The sequence below is a fragment of the Aquirufa echingensis genome (assembly GCF_042714525.1).
Classification (GTDB): domain Bacteria; phylum Bacteroidota; class Bacteroidia; order Cytophagales; family Spirosomataceae; genus Aquirufa; species Aquirufa echingensis.
Map to the genome: position 1 here is coordinate 432,117 of NZ_JBBKYA010000004.1, position 16,574 is coordinate 448,690.

Below are 16,574 nucleotides of genomic sequence, written 5' to 3' on the forward strand. Positions count from 1 at the left end.
ATTCAAAATGTCTATATTAAATATCTTACTTTAGGAGACAAAGTTTTCTATAACACCATTACGAATATTCCTACCACTCTTAAATCAATCATATCATCTTCTTGAAGTACTATTTCATTGTGGCCGTCTTGATCAGTTAGGGGCTTTAAAATAATTGATTCATGGCTCCATTCTTCTTCAGATACATTTTTTGTGCTATGATATTCTTTCACGGTATAACCTGAGCCAAATTCAGAATCATGAATATTGGTTGATTCTACTAACACAATTTTCCCATTTCTGCTACCGCCGTCATCTTGTTTGAAAAGACAATATGATCCATTAGGTATTATTTTGTTCATTGATTCCCCAACTACTTTACATATAAAGTATCCATTTTGAACTGCGATATTAAAGGGTGGCTCAACCCAAGTTAATTCTGAGTGAACTTGTAAGTTGCTGAATTTACCAGCAGCAGCGGAAATATCAACTAGCGGAATCGAATTAACATATGGTTTAACTTCTTCATTACGTAATATTCTAAATGGAATTTCTTTTCTAAATGTTTGAATATGTTGAGACAAATATTCTCTTAATTCTTTGTTATAAGCGTAGATAAAAGTGCCTTTTATTCCACGATACATAATTGTCTTGTAAATATTGATAATGTACTCTTTTAAGATTTCAGGATCAGAAATCCCCTTTTTGCCATTAAGATCAAAATATTTACTCGGATCAATTTCAATACAATTCTTGCCTCTATTATAATTAATTTCTTTACCAAATATGACAGCAGCATAATTAAGGTCATATCCTTGAGTAGTATGGATACACCCTATTTCATCAAATGCTTTAGGCGAGTTTATCCAATCTTTATCGGTTGAGTTCCACTTAAACTTTAAACCATCTAGATCTATATCTGTCACGCTTGGGTCGGGCAATGGAGTTTGCTTTGGACTAGACAACCAAGGCCAAGAATATCCTGCAATCATTCTACATAATCCGAATTGATTTTCTTTTTTCAAAAGCTCAGAATGGAGATCGCCAAAATTCTCAAATAAAAATAAATCATAATTTTCTTCTTGATATTTTACAGGATTCGATCTACTTACATTCAACAAGTCATGAACAAATTGAATATAATTATTTCCGCCTTTAACTCTCATTTGAGATTTCAATTCAAGCAAAAGGGTATTTTCATCCTTTAGTATTTTGGTAAAATTACTCGCATCAACATCCGATGGCTTAACTGATTGGGCAGTATCATAGAAGAAAATTTGATTTTTACTGTTTGCAATTATCCAATCGAGTTCAGTTCCATTATTATCTAATCCCAACTTTTCATTATTCTTTTTGAAGGCACCCATCCAACTAATGTTTTTATATTGTCTTAGACGGTGTGCCTCATCTACGATAAGCAAATCATATTTTTCAATTGATTTAAATGTATCGGATGGATTTATTACCATGGAAGATTTCAGTCCAGGAATTTTTTTGAAAACACTTTCCAAAGATTCCCGTAGCGAAGTCATAGCAACTACTAACCCAATCTTTGCATTAGGAAATTTTTTCTTGAATTTAACGATGTAATTTATTTCACGTAATTCTTCATCATTAAGTTCATCGAGACGAATACTTTCAATATCAGTTGTCAACAGCTTCATTAAATATGTTGCGAGTATCGTTTTGCCAGTACCAGCGCTACCACTAATGACTATTTTAGATGATTTTGATGAGGTTAGACCTTCAAGGATTTCAAGAACTGAATTATATTGATCTTCATTTAATGACTTGTAGGGAGAATATTTAAACAGTTCTGAATTCTCAATTTCTGATAAAGATTTTGTTACGACCCTTTGCTCGACTAGTTTATTCCAAATTTCTTTAAAAAGATTTTTATAAAGGTCTTGTTGGTAGTATTTATGATTAATTAACCCATAATTACCATTTTGAAGTGCATAGGTTCCTTCTGAGCTGAGATATTGTATTAAGCTAGATTCTATATCAAGTGTTGCTGATTTGTTGAATTTATCAGAACCTATAATTGATATCTTATCAAGTTTGCGTCTTTCTGGATTAGCTAAATGATTTTTTATTCTACTTGCGGCATTTGTTGATTCTCCTACGTAGGCTAGTTTCAAAGAATCATTTTGAATAAAATAAACAAGGGGCCATTGGTTTTTAACCCATGTATTTTGTTCAATTCGAGATAATGATTCTTTTGTGAAATCGTATTTCTCTGAAACCTCAACAGAAAGCTCGAAAGACAAACTCATAGTTCATCGTATTTTTTTGCAGTTCCTTTTGCTTTTTCAACAGGGTATTTCTCTCCATTTTTAGAGATTTTGTCAAGGACAATTTCTCTAACATCTAATTTGTATTTTTCAGCTAACAGGAAAGAATATGCAAATACATCCGCTAATTCTTCTTTTATTTTTTCAGTATTTGCATTTTCAGAATTCTTCCATAAAAAAAGCTCTAACAATTCCCCTGCTTCGACGTTAATAGCTAATGCCAAGTCCTTGGGATTATGAAACTGCTCCCAATCTCTTTCATTTCTAAACTTTAGAAGCTCTTGAGTTATTTCTTCTATATCTTTCATCCCTGTATATTTTAAACTGAAATTAAATCTATTTTGTCAAATAGTCATATAGCGAATCTTGCACCGGTTGATTTAATTTAAATATCACCTTTACTACGGAAACACTCTTGCCATGATCGTCCAGAATTGTAGTCTCTTCAAAACTTTCTTGTACAGGTTTTACATCACCCATATAGTAAAAATCACTTCCTTCTCCATTACTTTTTTTGATAAATAAAGATAAGCGTAACTCGTTTTTATGATTCTTTATAGCGGTAACATCTGGACTATCTAGATTTCTCCTTGGTTTTGAAAACCATTGAAAATAGCTATTGTTGATAAATTTATCTTCAAATTTAGTAGAGGCAGCTATATTTTCATCTTTATGGTAATTTACAAAAATAGGACAAGTGCTATTTTTTATACTATAGCCATACATGGTAGATTCTTCATTTTTTTTCCAATTTAAAATTCTACAAATATCTTTACGCGAATACTTATGATGAATTAAAAAACCACCTAAATATTTATCCAAATCAAATGTTTGTTCAAATCTAGTTATGCCATAATAAACACTATCTAATAAATAGCTGTGGAACGTCGGATTTGATAATTGCTTTTTGAAATATTCAGAAATTGAGATTATTCCATCAACAAAATTCACCAAATCATTTGAACCTAAACCTTTGATAGCGTTTCGCTTATTTATAAAATAGAAATTCAAATTTGAGATAACAGAATTAATCGTTTCAATGGTAGGTTTAAATCCATATTTACCATATATCAATGTAGAAAATTTAGAAATTTCGACTTGGTTCTTTGTTAGCAAAATGTAAAGTAATTCCGACTCTTCCGCGCGTTTAGCGTTATTTACTTCTAGAGAAAACAGTTTTAAGATAGTTAATTGATCTGAAGATAACTTTCCAGCTAAATCGGGTTCAATGGTAGAAACAAATTGAAAATAAGACCCAGAGTATTCCACATATAAAAAAGGATCTCTTGATCCATGATGGAGAAAATCCAACATCATAGGACTTTGGCCAATTTTATACTTTAACAAATCGTAATCCTTTATCAAATCTTTCTTTAAAGAGAAATTAGATTGATCAATAGCCGCATATATTTTCTCTTTGGCAATCTTATCAAAATTAATCGTTGAAGTGCCAGGGATTTGATTACTTCCTCCTGCAATCAATTTTCTTAGATTATCCTTGTTGTATGAAGTGTCGCCAAATAGTGCAATTGGAATTAAAAAGTTATTTGAATAATTTCCTATAAAGTCAATTACGGTCAAGTACTCTTTTCCTTCAGATTTTCGTAACCCTCTACCCAATTGCTGAACAAAAATGATTGCCGACTGAGTGGGGCGAAGCATGATTACCTGATTAACTCGAGGGATGTCAATACCCTCATTAAATATGTCGACAGTAAAAATATAGTCAATTTTGTCTGCAGGATCATCTGATTCTAATCGATCAATTGCAGTATTTCTTTGCTCATCTGAACTTTCACCAGACAAAGCAATCGACTTAAAACCGCGTCTTTCAAACTGTTCAGATAGTGCTTTAGCTTCTTCTACTTTTGAACAAAAAACTAATCCCCTGATATTGCCATCATCGCAACTGTAAAATTGAGACTGTTCAATAATACGAGTGACCCTTTCATTTGAAGTCAATAAATTGAAATCAGATTTTTCTTCTACTTCTTGTCCGTTGATGGTCAAATCAGTTACTCCAAAATAATGGAATGGGGACAAGATTTCGATCTCCAATGCTTTTTGCAATCGAATTTCATAAGCTATATTGTGATCATAAAGTGAGAAAATGTCAAATCCATCTGTTCTTTCTGGCGTTGCTGTCATCCCGAGCAAAAACTTAGGATTAAAATAGTTGACAATTTTTAGATAAGAATCTGCACCGGCTCGGTGCGATTCATCAATAATGATGTAATCAAAATGATCCGGAGAAAACTTTGACATATTCTCCTCTTTAGAAATTGTCTGAATTGTAGAAAAGATAAAGTCTTTTTCTGCTTCTTTTCTTGTGCCGGAATAAAAACCCATTTCCTTTTCAAATCCAAAAACTTGTTCAAAAGTTCTATGAGTCGCCTCTGCAATATTTGCACGATGTACTACAAATAGAAGTCTTTTTGGATTAAACTCTTTAGCATCAAAGGCAGATAAATAGGTTTTACCTGTACCAGTTGCAGAAATCAATAAAGCTTTATCATTGCCCTCAGATCTTAATTTTTTTAGATTGGCCAAAGCTTCGACCTGCATAACATTCGGACTAATTTTTTTCTTCCCAGCTGGTGTTATTTCTATTTGTTTGAAAATATACTCAGATTGTAGGTTTTTACTATTTTCATACTCTGCTTCGTATTGATCAATAAACGCTTCATCAACAATTATTGAACTGTTGAAATCATTATTAAATTCAAGCAAAGCCTTTTGAATAATATAACTATCAATTTTGGCCGAAACCTTTAAGTTGAGTTCTTTATTAGTACTTAAGGCTGTGGCTGTCAAATTACTAGAACCGATAATCAGGTTGTAATATTCCCCCTTTTTAAACAAATAGCCCTTAGAATGAAAATTGTCATTTGTATTGATTCGTAATTCGATATTTTTGAATTTTAATAACCTTTTTAACGCTTCTGGTTGTGTAAAATTCAAATATTGAGAAACCAATATCCTTCCCTTAATCTGTTGATTTTGTAATTCTTTGAAGGTATTTAATAAAGATTGTAATCCGCCATTCGTTAAAAAAGCAACTGAAAACCAAAACTCTTGACAAGAATTCAGCTCTGCAATAATACTTGATAGAACTTTCACCCCCTCACTTCTTTCATTTGTTAGTAATCTGGGAATGTATTCACCTGATGATTCTATAGACTTCTCTATAAAACCTGCTTTGATATTATTAAAGAATTCATCGTTAACCTCAGCCATTGGATTCAGAAATTAGTTTTTCCACAAATGGGATGTCTGCTGCGGCCCAATCAAGGCCAGAAAGTTGACTTAAAGATAATTGCAGAAAATTTAAATGTTCATTTAATTGAATCTCTTCCAAATTGGAAGTAAAACATTTAAATGCATGCATAGTGATTTTAAAATCTGGATACTGGTGATCAACAGTTTGGAAAAAATCTAACCCCGATATATTTAAATTTAATTCCTCTTTTATTTCTCGAACTAAAGCTGATTCAGGTGTTTCTCCTACTTCTATTTTACCTCCTGGAAATTCATATTTTTGAGAAACATAATCAAATTTGCTTGGCCCCCTTTGAAAACAAAGAATTTCATCATTGACTTGAATAATTGCTGCAGACACAAAATAGTGCTTCATAAGCGTTTCATAAAATAAAATCAATTTACTTATTAAAATCAGAATTGCCAGGGATCGAAAAAGAGAATACAAAGTATAATTTCTGAGCAATGATAATTTAGGCAGATGGATTTTTGTTGTTTTTAAGCTAAAAATCGAATTTGACTTTTAAAAATTGATTAAATGTCAATTCGGGCGGGTTCTTTTTGACTCTTGAATTATCATTATCCCTCGAATAAAAGGTCATGAATTTTGTCACTAAAATTTCCTCCTCCGTTTTTGGCCTATTTTCTAATTCGCTTTCTTGCAGCGTATTAACGTAGGGATATGCAAAAAATCATTTGGGTTATATGTTTGTTGGCCTGCTTGGGTTGTCGGGAATCGACGCTGGAATGGGGGCAGAAATTGTTGGCCGCCAAAAATTATGAAAAGGGGCGGGATGCGTTTACGTTGTCGATCCAGGAGGATGAGACACATTGGGAGGCGTATTACGGTCGGGCGCAATGCGAGACCGCCTTGGATTTGTCGGCGGAAGCCTTAGCCGATTATGAAAAGGCCTATATCATGCACCCTACGGCGGAGACCTGTACCGGATTGGGGAAAGGGTATTGGGATGAGCGGAATTTGGAAAAGGCCAAATCCTATTTGAATCGGGCAATCGGGATGGATGCAGATTACGCAGATGCCTATCTGAATCTGGGATTGATTTATGCGAAAGAGGAGGAGTTTCCTAAGGCCTTGCCCTATTTGCTACATGCGAAAGGACTATATAAGCAAATGCCTGAAGAGCTGTCGATGGCATTGATGTTGGTCTATTTTGAGACGGGAAATGATCCCGCTTGTTTGGAAATCATTCGTTCGTTTAAATCTTCAGACACCGTGACCTCCGCTGCGTATGAATACCATGGGCGGTTGTTGCAGCGCAAAAAGCAGTATCAACAGGCACTGAAGGAGTTCAATGCGGCGGTGGATATTGATTCCACGAATGTGTATGCGAAGGTGTTGGTGGCGGAGGTATATGCCCAACAAGCGCAGTATGAGGCTGAGATTAAGGAACGAACTCGGATCATTCGGCAAGTGGAGGATCAGAAAGCTGATGCGGAATTGATAGGCTTGTCGTATTATTTTCGAGGTATGGCCAAAGATAATGCAGGGGATTTTCGTGGGGCATTACGGGATTTGGATCATAGCATAGCCCTGTCGGACGGTCGGGCCTGGGCCTATTTTTGTCGGACGGTGGCGAAGATCCACCTACGGGATTTTTCGGGGGCATTGCAGGATTACCAACAGGCAGTTCGCTTACGACCGGATGTGGCATTTGATGATTATTTGTCGGAGGATCCTTCGAGTTATGCGACGTTTATTGCTTATGCGAGTCGGCATGGCGTTCGCTTTTCTCACAATAAATCGACTATTATATGACGCAGATCAAACATGCTTTTTTGTTTTGAGTTATTTAATTTAAATTTGCATTGCCGTGCCCAACTATGCTTCGATGTAGAACTGCACGTTAAAAAGTATACATAACCCAGACTCGATCTGGGTTTTTTGTTTTTGGGCTTCTGTGATGATTTTTCAGCGAGAGCATTGAATAATTCTTTTTATTTCAAGCAAGTAGGCATATTGCCTTATTTTTTGGGCGAGCAATCAACAGAATCAAAGACTCGTAAAATCCGAATAGTTCAAATGGAGGATTCATCAATGCAATAATTTACCCTTTTTTCGAATAAGCAGCTGTTGGTATAGTAGGTAATTTTCGGTCTATGAAAACCTACGCTATTCACATTGATTATTCCAAGATTAATTCACTTAATGACCTTGTAGGTCAATTATCTAGCTTATTAAACTTAGATAAATTGTATGATGTGGAGGTTGAAATTGACTTTAATGACATCTCTGAAATAAACCTTGATTACTTTTCCATTGTATACAGTGTAATCGTCAATTTGATCGAGCATGGAATAACAGTTTATAGTAAAGCGAAGCATTTGGGTAATTATGCATTAAGGTTTTCTAATATAAATAAGATTGACTTATCTAGCGCGAATGGATTAAACTACTTGGAGTCGATTAAGGCTCAAATATCCATGCATTGCCTATTTGAAATGAAGCAATTTTCGGATCCCAAGGGTGCTCTAAATATGCACAAGGAAATTATGAAAATGCTAATGGGGTCTGGAGTTAAGGATGAACTATTATCAATATTGGAGTTCTGTCTTTGGGAGTTAATTGATAATACATTAAACCATTCGGTTGAAGGAGATTTTTTAGGTTTGGGAAGGGGATTGGTTTCTGTTCAATTTTACCCTGAGAAAAAAATAATTCGATTTTTGATTGCTGATCACGGATGTGGTATTTATAGGGCATTAACAAAACACCCAGACTCTGTTTATTTATACTATACGGAAGCTGAAGCATTATCGAATTGTGTTAAAAAAGGAGTAACGAATGGTACAGGTGCAGGATTTGGACTTTGGGCCATAGCCAAATTTGTTGAATTAAATAAAGGTTACATGTCTATTCATTCTGGGGGAAAACAACTTCAAGTAAATCAAGTGGCTAAGGTTTCTGATGCATTTCGCTGGTATGGAACGTATGTTTTATTGGAAATCAATACCGATATATTAGTTGACCCATATGCAATTTTTGGTAACGAGCATACTGATTTTTATCGTGAGCTGAAAGATGAATTATTTGAAAATTTAATCGATCTTTGGTAGGCTTTTTAGATTTTATATAGATATTCTTTAAGATGATCATTCAATTTAGTCATTCGGGAGATTCCTTAGGAACAAGATTTTTGGGCAAGGCTTTGCGTCTCACTTTTGAAAACTCTATTCATGAGGGAGAAAATGTCGTTTTTGATTTTTCAGATGTAAAGACTATTTCACATTCTTTCGCAGATGAGTGTTTCGGGAAGTTATTATTGCGGTGGGATCTTGCAGAACTTAAATCAAAAACAACATTTAAGAACGCGAATGAGCAAGTAAAAAAGATGATTGCATTTACATGGTCAGAAAGATTGTCCAAAAGCGAGCTGGTTTGATGTTAATGCTTACAACAATATTAATCTTGTGTATTATGCTGCATTCGCTTTTCGTTTACTAAATAATGTAAATAAACTTTCCCTTTTTTAGAAGAGTAAGACTATTTGGCAAAGCGATTATTACGGGTTTAGTTTGTAAGCTTCTACCGATTTTTGTTTTAATACTTCTGTGATTAATGCAGCACCATAGAATTGTTTGATCTCTTTTATCTCAAGCGCATTGCCTCGTTCCATTATGCGTCGAATAACCGCATATTTTTGTTTATCCCAGTCGATTTGACTGATATCCGTATCCCAAAAAACTGATTTTCTGATCAAGGATAGATTAGGAGTAATCGGCTTGATCTTTGATTTCTCTACCTGAATATCAAAATAGGTTTGCAGTAATGCCAAAGTTCCTTCTTCCAAACCTAGTTTTTCCTCGATTTTCAGTGCAATTGACGTGGGTAAATTTCGTTTGGCTTTCGTGATCGCATTGATTGTTTGCGGATGTTCCCCAACGGAAAGCGCGAAAGGACGCTGAGCGATTCCTCTCTTTTTTAATTCCCGGGCTAAAATTATCCCAGGATGGATGCCCCTAAATTTTGCTAGGTAAGTATTCATTGCATAAATGTAAACAAAATTGTTTACAAATTATTTCAAGGAAAGTTATATGCATAAAATGCATATTGCATTTTCATAAGAACATTTCATTCGTCTTATGTTAGGTGTTTTGCAGGCCATTGGGATCTAGCGTATCCAACAGTTCGTAAATTCCGAACTGTTCAAATGGAGAATTCATCAATGTAATAAATTACCCAATTTTCGAATAAGCAGTTGTCGGTATTCAGTGTAAGTTTGGGAAATAAATCAAACGAGATGGACCACAATCGAAAACAAGTTGAGTTGCATTTGGAATTGGCTAAAAAATTGATGGCTGAGAAAAGGTCAAAAGCTGAGATATTAGCTGATTTTGTACGAGCAGGGATAATGGATGCTGAGGGGGAGTTTACTGAGCCTTACAAAGAATTACGCAAACTGAAAAGAGTTAAGGTTTAATATTCAATTTTCGTCACAACCATCAAGTCGGATTTAACGATTGTATTGAATCTGTTTAGGATTTTTCTTTCCAAATGTCTAGTTGTTTTTGTCACTGAAATCCCGACAAATAGAGTCGGAGCTTTTCTGAATTTCCCGGAATTTTGTAAATTGATGTATACGGTAAAATTCAAACGATATGAATCCGAGCATCGAACTATTGACAATTAAACGTGCGGATGTGCGTGTTTACATGAACCTCGGTTTCGAGGGCGAAGATCTAAAATTTGACGGGCATGATTTGGGAACCACGGTGGATGAACACTGGGGCAGTTCCGAATATGAATATACGGCCACCGTGCTTGCCAAAGATTTGGCAGCGCTCTATGCTTTGCATGGTATTGTGCCGGGCGATAAGGAGGCTTTGCTTCAGGCTTTGGCTCCTCTGTTTTCGAATAATTCAGGCTATACCCTGTTCAAGAAATATTTAACGAAGGAGGGAATTCCCTTTGATACATTTACTTATTAAGAATTATTTATGGTTGATTTGATTGGAGATATACATGGCCATGCCGACAAGCTCGAGGAGATTTTGGCAATCATGGGCTATGTGAAAGAAGCGGGTGTGTACCAACATCCCGCAAAACGGAAATTGGTTTTCTTGGGTGATTACATTGATCGGGGTCCTAAAATTCGGGAAACGCTCCAAATCGTCAAGTCGATGTGTGATGCGGGCCACGCACTCGCAATCATGGGCAACCACGAATTCAATGCCATTTGTTTTCATACCAAAGACAAGGTGAAGGGAGGGTTTTATCGGAAGCATACGGTGGTTGAAATAGACCAACACATCGAAACCCTTCGGCAGTTTCGGAATTATACACAGGAATGGGAACAGGTGTATTTGCCTTGGTTTCATACGCTGCCGCTCTATTTAGAACAGGATGATTTTCGTGCCGTGCATGCTTGTTGGGATGATGCGCATATCAACTGGCTTGAAACCAATTTCATTTACGAAGAAACTCAAGGCCAAAAACGTATTTCCGAAAAGGTGTTGGTTCAATATGTTGCCAAAGAATCTCCTGTCTACGAGGTATTGGAGGAGTTATTAAAGGGCAAGGAATTTGATTTGCCAGCAGGGCAGGAGTTTGTCGATAAAGATGGAACGACACGTAAAAGTGCGCGGATCAAATGGTTCCAACCTGTTGAAGACCGAAAATTACATAAGGACGTCTTCTTGGGAATCGGGGAGGAGTTTGGCGAATTACTCTTGGATGAATCGATACATGAAGCTTTACACAGATACGATGCGGATAAGTCGGTGTTTTTTGGGCATTATTGGTTGAAAGGCAAACCCACGGACGCATTAGCCAAATCCATTTGTTTGGATTACAGTGTGGCCAAAGATGGGCACCTCGTCGCTTACCGTTTAGATTCAAAAGAGTTTGTCATCGTTTAAGTATGTGCGAAATCACTGACCAAATCAAGTTTTGCACCTGTGTCAAAGGACATTATTCTAAACTTCCACATTACTGGTTGTATTACCGCGTGGGGGAGATGAAGGAGAATATCATGATGGGGACAGCCGTTATTCCTAATTATCTAAGTCTGCCTGATTATATTGAAAATCAATTCAAGCTCCTTGGGCGTTTAAATAATCCGGATGCCTTTGATGTAGAAATCCATCCCAAAGATGGAGATCGGATGGAAATTGTGTTGAATAATTTAAGAAAGTCTAGGGCTGAATTTCATTTTATCTTTCAAGACTCAAGTTGGGATTGGGAAAATCATAATCCTTTTGAGGTGTTGAATCACCACATCAAAAACCTTGCCAAAGGCCCCATTTGCTAAGGGAATAAATTGAGACCAATAATCAAGTTGAGAATCAAAGCTGTTATTGTCAAATAAAACATCGTATTGCAAACAATCTTCGTAAGGCGGTATTCGTCACTCACCTCCGCTTTATAAAGATTCATAAATGGCAAAGGGAAGAATAAGATGCTTTGCCAGGTTTTGGCCTTTCCCATTGTCTGGTCCAAATAGACATGTAAGCTGACTTTTACGCAAAAAGCCAATACGATGATAATGCCTGAGGCGGTATGTAGCTGGTGTAGGTTGAACATGGTTGATTTTGTTACCTTTGGCAATCCCCCACCACCCCTTTACCTTTGGCAATCCTTGGAGGTTTGCCAAAGGTAGCGCGTTTCGACCAAAATTTTGAACAGTTAATTGATAAAATAGCCATGGATTCCTACAACCTCAACCGCTTTCTCCTCGCACAAGAAAACACCTACGATCAAGCGCTTCGCGAGATTCAATCGGGTCACAAAATGAGCCATTGGATGTGGTTTGTTTTTCCGCAGCTGAAGGGTTTGGGGACTTCGTATAATTCAACGTTTTATGGAATCAGTGGGAGGGAGGAGGCGGAGACTTTTTTGGCACATCCTGTATTAGGGCCCCGACTAATTGAAATTTCAAAGGCTTTGTTGGCGCATACCGATAAGCCCATCCAACAAATTTTCGGTCATACGGATTCCCTTAAATTGAAATCTAGTATGGAATTGTTCGGAACTTTGCCAGGTGCGCATCAAGTTTTTAATGAAATTCGAATGCGGTTTTTTGGGGAAACCAACAAATAAAAAGAAAGCAGGTAATCCAAGTCAACCTGCTTTCGATTTGGTACTTCTTAAAGACTACTGTTCACTAGCGTTGATTTCTTACTTTCAACAATAACGCCGGCGATTGTTTTTTCTACCTTGGTTATTCCTGCGCTTGTTTCAGATACGATGATCAAATCATAGCTTCCTGCTGCCAAAAATGAGAATTGATAGCTGCCATTGCTTTCTAATTTTGTACTGGTAATGGCATTGGGGAACGAAACGTTTTCACCTGTTGGCTCGCTGCTTTCACTAGCCGTGTATTTATCTTTTTCATACACGTAGATAATGTATTTGTTCGTGCTCAATAGGTTTGATATGGTCCCCTTTATTTCGCCTGCTTGATTATTGACAATAATTTTAAGCGTTGGATTAAGAATATAGGTGCTACCTGACCCTGTCAAAACAACAGATTTTCGTAAGTCAAAATCAGCAGTAACTGCCACAGTGAAGTTGATAGGTACTGTGAAATTCCCATTGGCTTTGTAACCAGATTGAGAGCCGCTAGGTACAAATAGCGGTTTCTTTTCTCCGCTAATTAATTCTACGTAGCAGCCAGGATTGCTTGGGGTGTTTGCCCCTCTACTAGGTGCGTCAAGTTTGAAGCGCAATCCGGTATAATTACCAGCATTCAAATTGAATTCTCCTAGTAAAGAAGTTTTGCCGTTTTGTAAATCAAGTAAATTAACGAGTTGGGCTTTGGTGAATTCTGTTGCAGTGGTCCAGTTCCCACCGCTGTTTTGGTATTCTAAACCTGTAAATGTGACATAAACGGCTTTGACATTGCTTGCATCAATCGGGGAGTCCGTAACGCTCAAAGCTAATTTTCCTGTTCCGGATGCAGCATCGTCTTGTTGGCATGCAAAAAGAAGGGAAGCAAGTACAAAGAAGTAGGCGGCTGTTTGTATACGTTTCATGGCATTTTTGTTTAGTTTCTTTCTTAACGAAAATAGTCCCATAAAAGTGCTGGATACCTACATAATTTTCAATATGTCTTATCTAGGAGTTTTTTAAACAAAAAAACCAGGAATCTATTGATAGCCTGGTTTCTTGTCTTTCTTTTCTAATTTCTTCTCCTTCGGAGTCTTCGCGGGTTCCTTCTTCTCCGCCTTCTTGGAATTCATGCCTTTTGCCATGTTGTTGGGGTTTAGGCAAGCAAGAACGGGAAAATTATTGGAATAGTTTCTACTATAGCCTAAGGGATTTTAACGATTTTCTTCGCCAAGGTCTTCATTTTATCCACTGATTCAATGTGTAATAAGTAGGTTCCCGGACTCAAAAATCCCAAATCCAATATTTCTCCTTGTGTGATTTGACTACGCGTTGCTTGCTGTTTTCCTTGCATGTCAACGACTTGGATCAAAGCGGTGTTCCCAAATTGTGCAGGGAAATTGACCTGAATTTGCCTTGTAAATGGATTCGGTGAAATGCTTGTTTCTTGCTCTTCTTGCGTGCCTAATATGACGGTTTCCGCAACATCAATTACCTGGTAAACGCGCTCTAAAATTGAATATGTATTGTATTTCGTGTTGGTTACTTTGATCGGTAAAGTGATTTTTTTCGTCGCGATGGTTTCATAGTCAATCGCGGATTTGACATATATTTTGTTGTTCTTTAAACCGATGTAATTGTTTTCTTCGAGTAGGCTGAAGTTGAAATTTGCTGATAAATGTGGACTCGGAATGGCGATAGAATCTATTTCAACGTTGATATCGGTGTTTTCTTTCACCTCTTTTTGACCTGAGTTAAATTGGAAATCTCCACTAGCCTGCCAAAGTTGGTCTAAATTATTGCCGGTAATTAAAATCTCGACTTTCCCATCTTTGTCAAAATCATGGAAGAAATAAGGTCCATTGGGACTTGGTTCAAAGGGTTTTACCGCATTGATTTTACCTGCTGAATTGTCGTCGGAAATTCGTTGAATCGCACCTAGGCGCTTTGTTTGGTATTTGCCATTGACAAGATCATAGTATTGAAATCCGGCGTAGTTGTTCCAGTAGCCATACCAACCGGCTTTTGGGAAAAAGCTGTAATATGCAGGGTCAAGGGCATTGAAGTTGGGGATAATCTCCAGCTCCGCATCCTCATCGATATTCTTTAGGCTGAAATTACCCCCGTTTTTAGAGGATACCTTGATGTTGTTTGATGAACCTTCAAAATAGGTACTTGTTTGGTCGATGATCGTTCCTGTTTTGCCTATCTCAACGATCCGATAAAACTGTTGGGATGAATAAGGGGATTCGTTTTCGACCGTTGAAAATTCTTTGGCGAAGCAAAAAACGATTTCTTGCGTACCATTTTTATTGATGTCTTCTGCATATACATCGCTGAGGACATAGTTTAGGTAATTTTCTTTAGATAGGCTTTCGTTGTAGGGAACCAAATCTTTGACATTTTCGAAATCGAAACCTTGATTTTTGTTGTTTAGCACATAAACAATGCGATTAGGTTGATGTGTTCCGGTGCTTTTTTGAAGACAAAATACCAAATCGCCAAAGCCATCTTGATTGATATCAATCAAATAGGGAAGTATGGTTGAAATCCTGCGCTCAAAACCTTCTTTCATGAAGTCTCCATAATCAAACGGATATATTTTTTTTAGCGCGAATTGATAATTTTGATTTATTAAGGTCCAAATGCCTTCACTCATCACAACAATGTCATTGTCTCCATCTTTGTCGAAATCCCCCGCAGTTCCTGTGATGGAAGCTGAAAGGGGAATACCGTCGGGGATTAAATTCCGCTTGTCTACCAGTTTTCCATTAACGATTTCATAAAAAGTTAATTTTTTTAGGTACATCAATTTGTTGTATGCCGAAGGATTATCTGATCCCGCAAAATCAATATTCTCCTTTAAACCATTGAATTTGGCAAACTCCGGAAGTAAAGGGTCTGGCGATTGATGATAACCTTCTCCCCATCCTATCATTTCCTTTTTCCCGTCCCCGTTCAGGTCGATGATACTAGCCCGATTGATATTGTGAAATAGCTGAATTGGCTTGCTATCCGGAAAGGACATGTCCTCATTATCGTTTTTAATGGACATGCTGTTGTCTTTATTTTTGGTGATATATTTATACAATGGGATCGCCATACCACCGGTATTAAATTGTTTTCCTTGAAAAAAAGCGCTGTTTGTTGATAGAACAAAGTCATCGATTTTGTCATTATTGAGGTCCTCCATCAAGAGAAAAGGGCTGTAGGGGAAAATGGTTGAGACATTGGGGTTGAAATTGCCCACTTGGTTGGCATAATTACTCACGATATCCCGCGGGAGATTTTGCTTTTTGAACGTTTGATTATATACGAAAGCGAAGTCTTGATTACTTGAACGGTTGAAAACATAAAATTTCGTCGAGGCACCAGCTTTTTGTTTCGCGCACAAATACAAAATGGGTTGGAATTCATTCCCCGTGGCTTCTTTGGCCGCTAGGATATCAATATTGAATTTAGCACCAGCACTTCCTTCCGTTCCGGTTTTACTGATTGCCTTTGCTAGACTTGGAAAGTTGTAGGTAAAAGGGTAGTCGGGACTCGTTGAGATATACAGTTCTAGTCCTACCAAACTGCTGTTTGATAGATCAAATACGATTTTTCGTTGGTTATGAATGGTGATGTTGGCCGGATTTTGTCCATTGATTTGAATTTTGTTTTGGGCGAACGAAACTTGATAGGTTGAATCGAAGTCGATGGAGGCGTGTTGGCCCAATCCCACAAAACTAAGTAATGTAAAGAAGAGGAATAAGGAGGACTTTAATGAGCTTAAAGCAATTAATCGGTTCATAGAATCTAGGAATATATTTCTTTTTGAAATTAAATATTCATGATTTTTTTTCCGATAATAATTTATTTAATGGTCGATTTTTGATGTTAATCCTCCCCCTTACCTTTGGCAAACCTTGGAGGATTGCCAAAGGTAGTGAGTGAGCAGCAATTGAAAAGCTGATAAACTGATTCAAATTATCAAC

Annotated in this window: 16 protein-coding genes; 8 read left to right on the plus strand and 8 right to left on the minus strand. The window is 36.8% G+C overall.

Features of this window, described 5'->3' with window-relative positions:
- Positions 1 to 47 precede the first annotated feature (47 nt).
- From SKC38_RS09835 to SKC38_RS09850, 4 genes are read right to left on the minus strand one after another with little or no spacing between them, the layout of a single operon-like run.
- On the minus strand, positions 48 to 2,255 hold the full coding sequence (locus tag SKC38_RS09835; protein ID WP_377976962.1) for a DNA/RNA helicase domain-containing protein: 2,208 nt from the start codon (positions 2,253 to 2,255) through the stop codon (positions 48 to 50).
- Positions 2,252 to 2,581 (minus strand): nucleotide pyrophosphohydrolase, encoded by a 330-nt coding sequence (locus SKC38_RS09840; RefSeq protein WP_377976963.1) that lies wholly within the window; start codon positions 2,579 to 2,581, stop codon positions 2,252 to 2,254. The genes SKC38_RS09835 and SKC38_RS09840 overlap by 4 nt, the downstream gene beginning before the upstream one ends.
- A gap of 28 nt (positions 2,582 to 2,609) precedes the next feature.
- On the minus strand, positions 2,610 to 5,510 hold the full coding sequence (locus tag SKC38_RS09845) for a DEAD/DEAH box helicase (protein WP_377976964.1): 2,901 nt from the start codon (positions 5,508 to 5,510) through the stop codon (positions 2,610 to 2,612).
- Positions 5,503 to 5,907: a (deoxy)nucleoside triphosphate pyrophosphohydrolase gene (locus SKC38_RS09850; RefSeq protein ID WP_377976965.1), complete on the minus strand. Its 405-nt coding sequence runs from the start codon at positions 5,905 to 5,907 to the stop codon at positions 5,503 to 5,505. Before SKC38_RS09850 ends, SKC38_RS09845 begins: the two co-directional genes overlap by 8 nt.
- Positions 5,908 to 6,213: 306 nt before the next feature.
- On the opposite strand from SKC38_RS09850, the gene SKC38_RS09855 reads away from it, so the two are divergent.
- The 3 genes from SKC38_RS09855 (at position 6,214) to SKC38_RS09865 (ending at position 8,932) form a co-directional block, all read left to right on the plus strand.
- Positions 6,214 to 7,308: a tetratricopeptide repeat protein gene (locus SKC38_RS09855; RefSeq protein ID WP_377976966.1), complete on the plus strand. Its 1,095-nt coding sequence runs from the start codon at positions 6,214 to 6,216 to the stop codon at positions 7,306 to 7,308.
- 341 nt (positions 7,309 to 7,649) lie between these two features.
- Positions 7,650 to 8,606 carry an ATP-binding protein gene (locus SKC38_RS09860; RefSeq protein ID WP_377976967.1) on the plus strand — a complete coding sequence of 319 codons (957 nt, stop codon included), beginning with the start codon at positions 7,650 to 7,652 and terminating at the stop codon, positions 8,604 to 8,606.
- A 32-nt stretch (positions 8,607 to 8,638) separates the two neighbouring features.
- Complete coding sequence (locus SKC38_RS09865) at positions 8,639 to 8,932, plus strand: STAS-like domain-containing protein (protein WP_377976968.1); 294 nt, start codon at positions 8,639 to 8,641, stop codon at positions 8,930 to 8,932.
- A gap of 120 nt (positions 8,933 to 9,052) precedes the next feature.
- Here SKC38_RS09865 and SKC38_RS09870 read toward each other — a convergent pair whose 3' ends face one another.
- Positions 9,053 to 9,535, minus strand: coding sequence for a helix-turn-helix transcriptional regulator (locus SKC38_RS09870; RefSeq protein WP_377976969.1), 483 nt, complete (start codon positions 9,533 to 9,535; stop codon positions 9,053 to 9,055).
- Between the two features lie 255 nt (positions 9,536 to 9,790).
- Between SKC38_RS09870 and SKC38_RS09875 the strand changes: the two genes are divergently transcribed.
- The 4 genes from SKC38_RS09875 (at position 9,791) to SKC38_RS09890 (ending at position 11,800) form a co-directional block, all read left to right on the plus strand.
- Complete coding sequence (locus tag SKC38_RS09875) at positions 9,791 to 9,970, plus strand: hypothetical protein (RefSeq protein WP_377976970.1); 180 nt, start codon at positions 9,791 to 9,793, stop codon at positions 9,968 to 9,970.
- A 178-nt stretch (positions 9,971 to 10,148) separates the two neighbouring features.
- Complete coding sequence (locus tag SKC38_RS09880; protein ID WP_377976971.1) at positions 10,149 to 10,478, plus strand: hypothetical protein; 330 nt, start codon at positions 10,149 to 10,151, stop codon at positions 10,476 to 10,478.
- A 9-nt stretch (positions 10,479 to 10,487) separates the two neighbouring features.
- Positions 10,488 to 11,408, plus strand: coding sequence for a metallophosphoesterase (locus SKC38_RS09885; RefSeq protein ID WP_377976972.1), 921 nt, complete (start codon positions 10,488 to 10,490; stop codon positions 11,406 to 11,408).
- A gap of 2 nt (positions 11,409 to 11,410) precedes the next feature.
- Positions 11,411 to 11,800, plus strand: a complete 390-nt coding sequence (locus SKC38_RS09890) for a hypothetical protein (RefSeq protein WP_377976973.1) — start codon at positions 11,411 to 11,413, stop codon at positions 11,798 to 11,800.
- Here SKC38_RS09890 and SKC38_RS09895 read toward each other — a convergent pair.
- The gene (locus SKC38_RS09895) at positions 11,797 to 12,072 is read right to left on the minus strand and encodes a hypothetical protein (RefSeq protein WP_377976974.1); all 276 of its coding nucleotides are present in this window, start codon (positions 12,070 to 12,072) and stop codon (positions 11,797 to 11,799) included. The two genes, SKC38_RS09890 and SKC38_RS09895, sit on opposite strands and share 4 nt — an antisense overlap.
- Before the next feature lie 45 nt (positions 12,073 to 12,117).
- On the opposite strand from SKC38_RS09895, the gene SKC38_RS09900 reads away from it, so the two are divergent.
- Positions 12,118 to 12,588, plus strand: coding sequence for a DUF1810 domain-containing protein (locus SKC38_RS09900; RefSeq protein ID WP_377976975.1), 471 nt, complete (start codon positions 12,118 to 12,120; stop codon positions 12,586 to 12,588).
- Between the two features lie 47 nt (positions 12,589 to 12,635).
- On the opposite strand, the gene SKC38_RS09905 is transcribed toward SKC38_RS09900, so the two are convergent.
- Both SKC38_RS09905 and SKC38_RS09910 read right to left on the minus strand, forming a co-directional pair.
- Positions 12,636 to 13,523 (minus strand): DUF4382 domain-containing protein, encoded by an 888-nt coding sequence (locus SKC38_RS09905; protein ID WP_377976976.1) that lies wholly within the window; start codon positions 13,521 to 13,523, stop codon positions 12,636 to 12,638.
- Positions 13,524 to 13,801: 278 nt separating this feature from the next.
- The gene (locus SKC38_RS09910; RefSeq protein WP_377976977.1) at positions 13,802 to 16,390 is read right to left on the minus strand and encodes a T9SS type A sorting domain-containing protein; all 2,589 of its coding nucleotides are present in this window, start codon (positions 16,388 to 16,390) and stop codon (positions 13,802 to 13,804) included.
- Positions 16,391 to 16,574 lie beyond the last annotated feature (184 nt).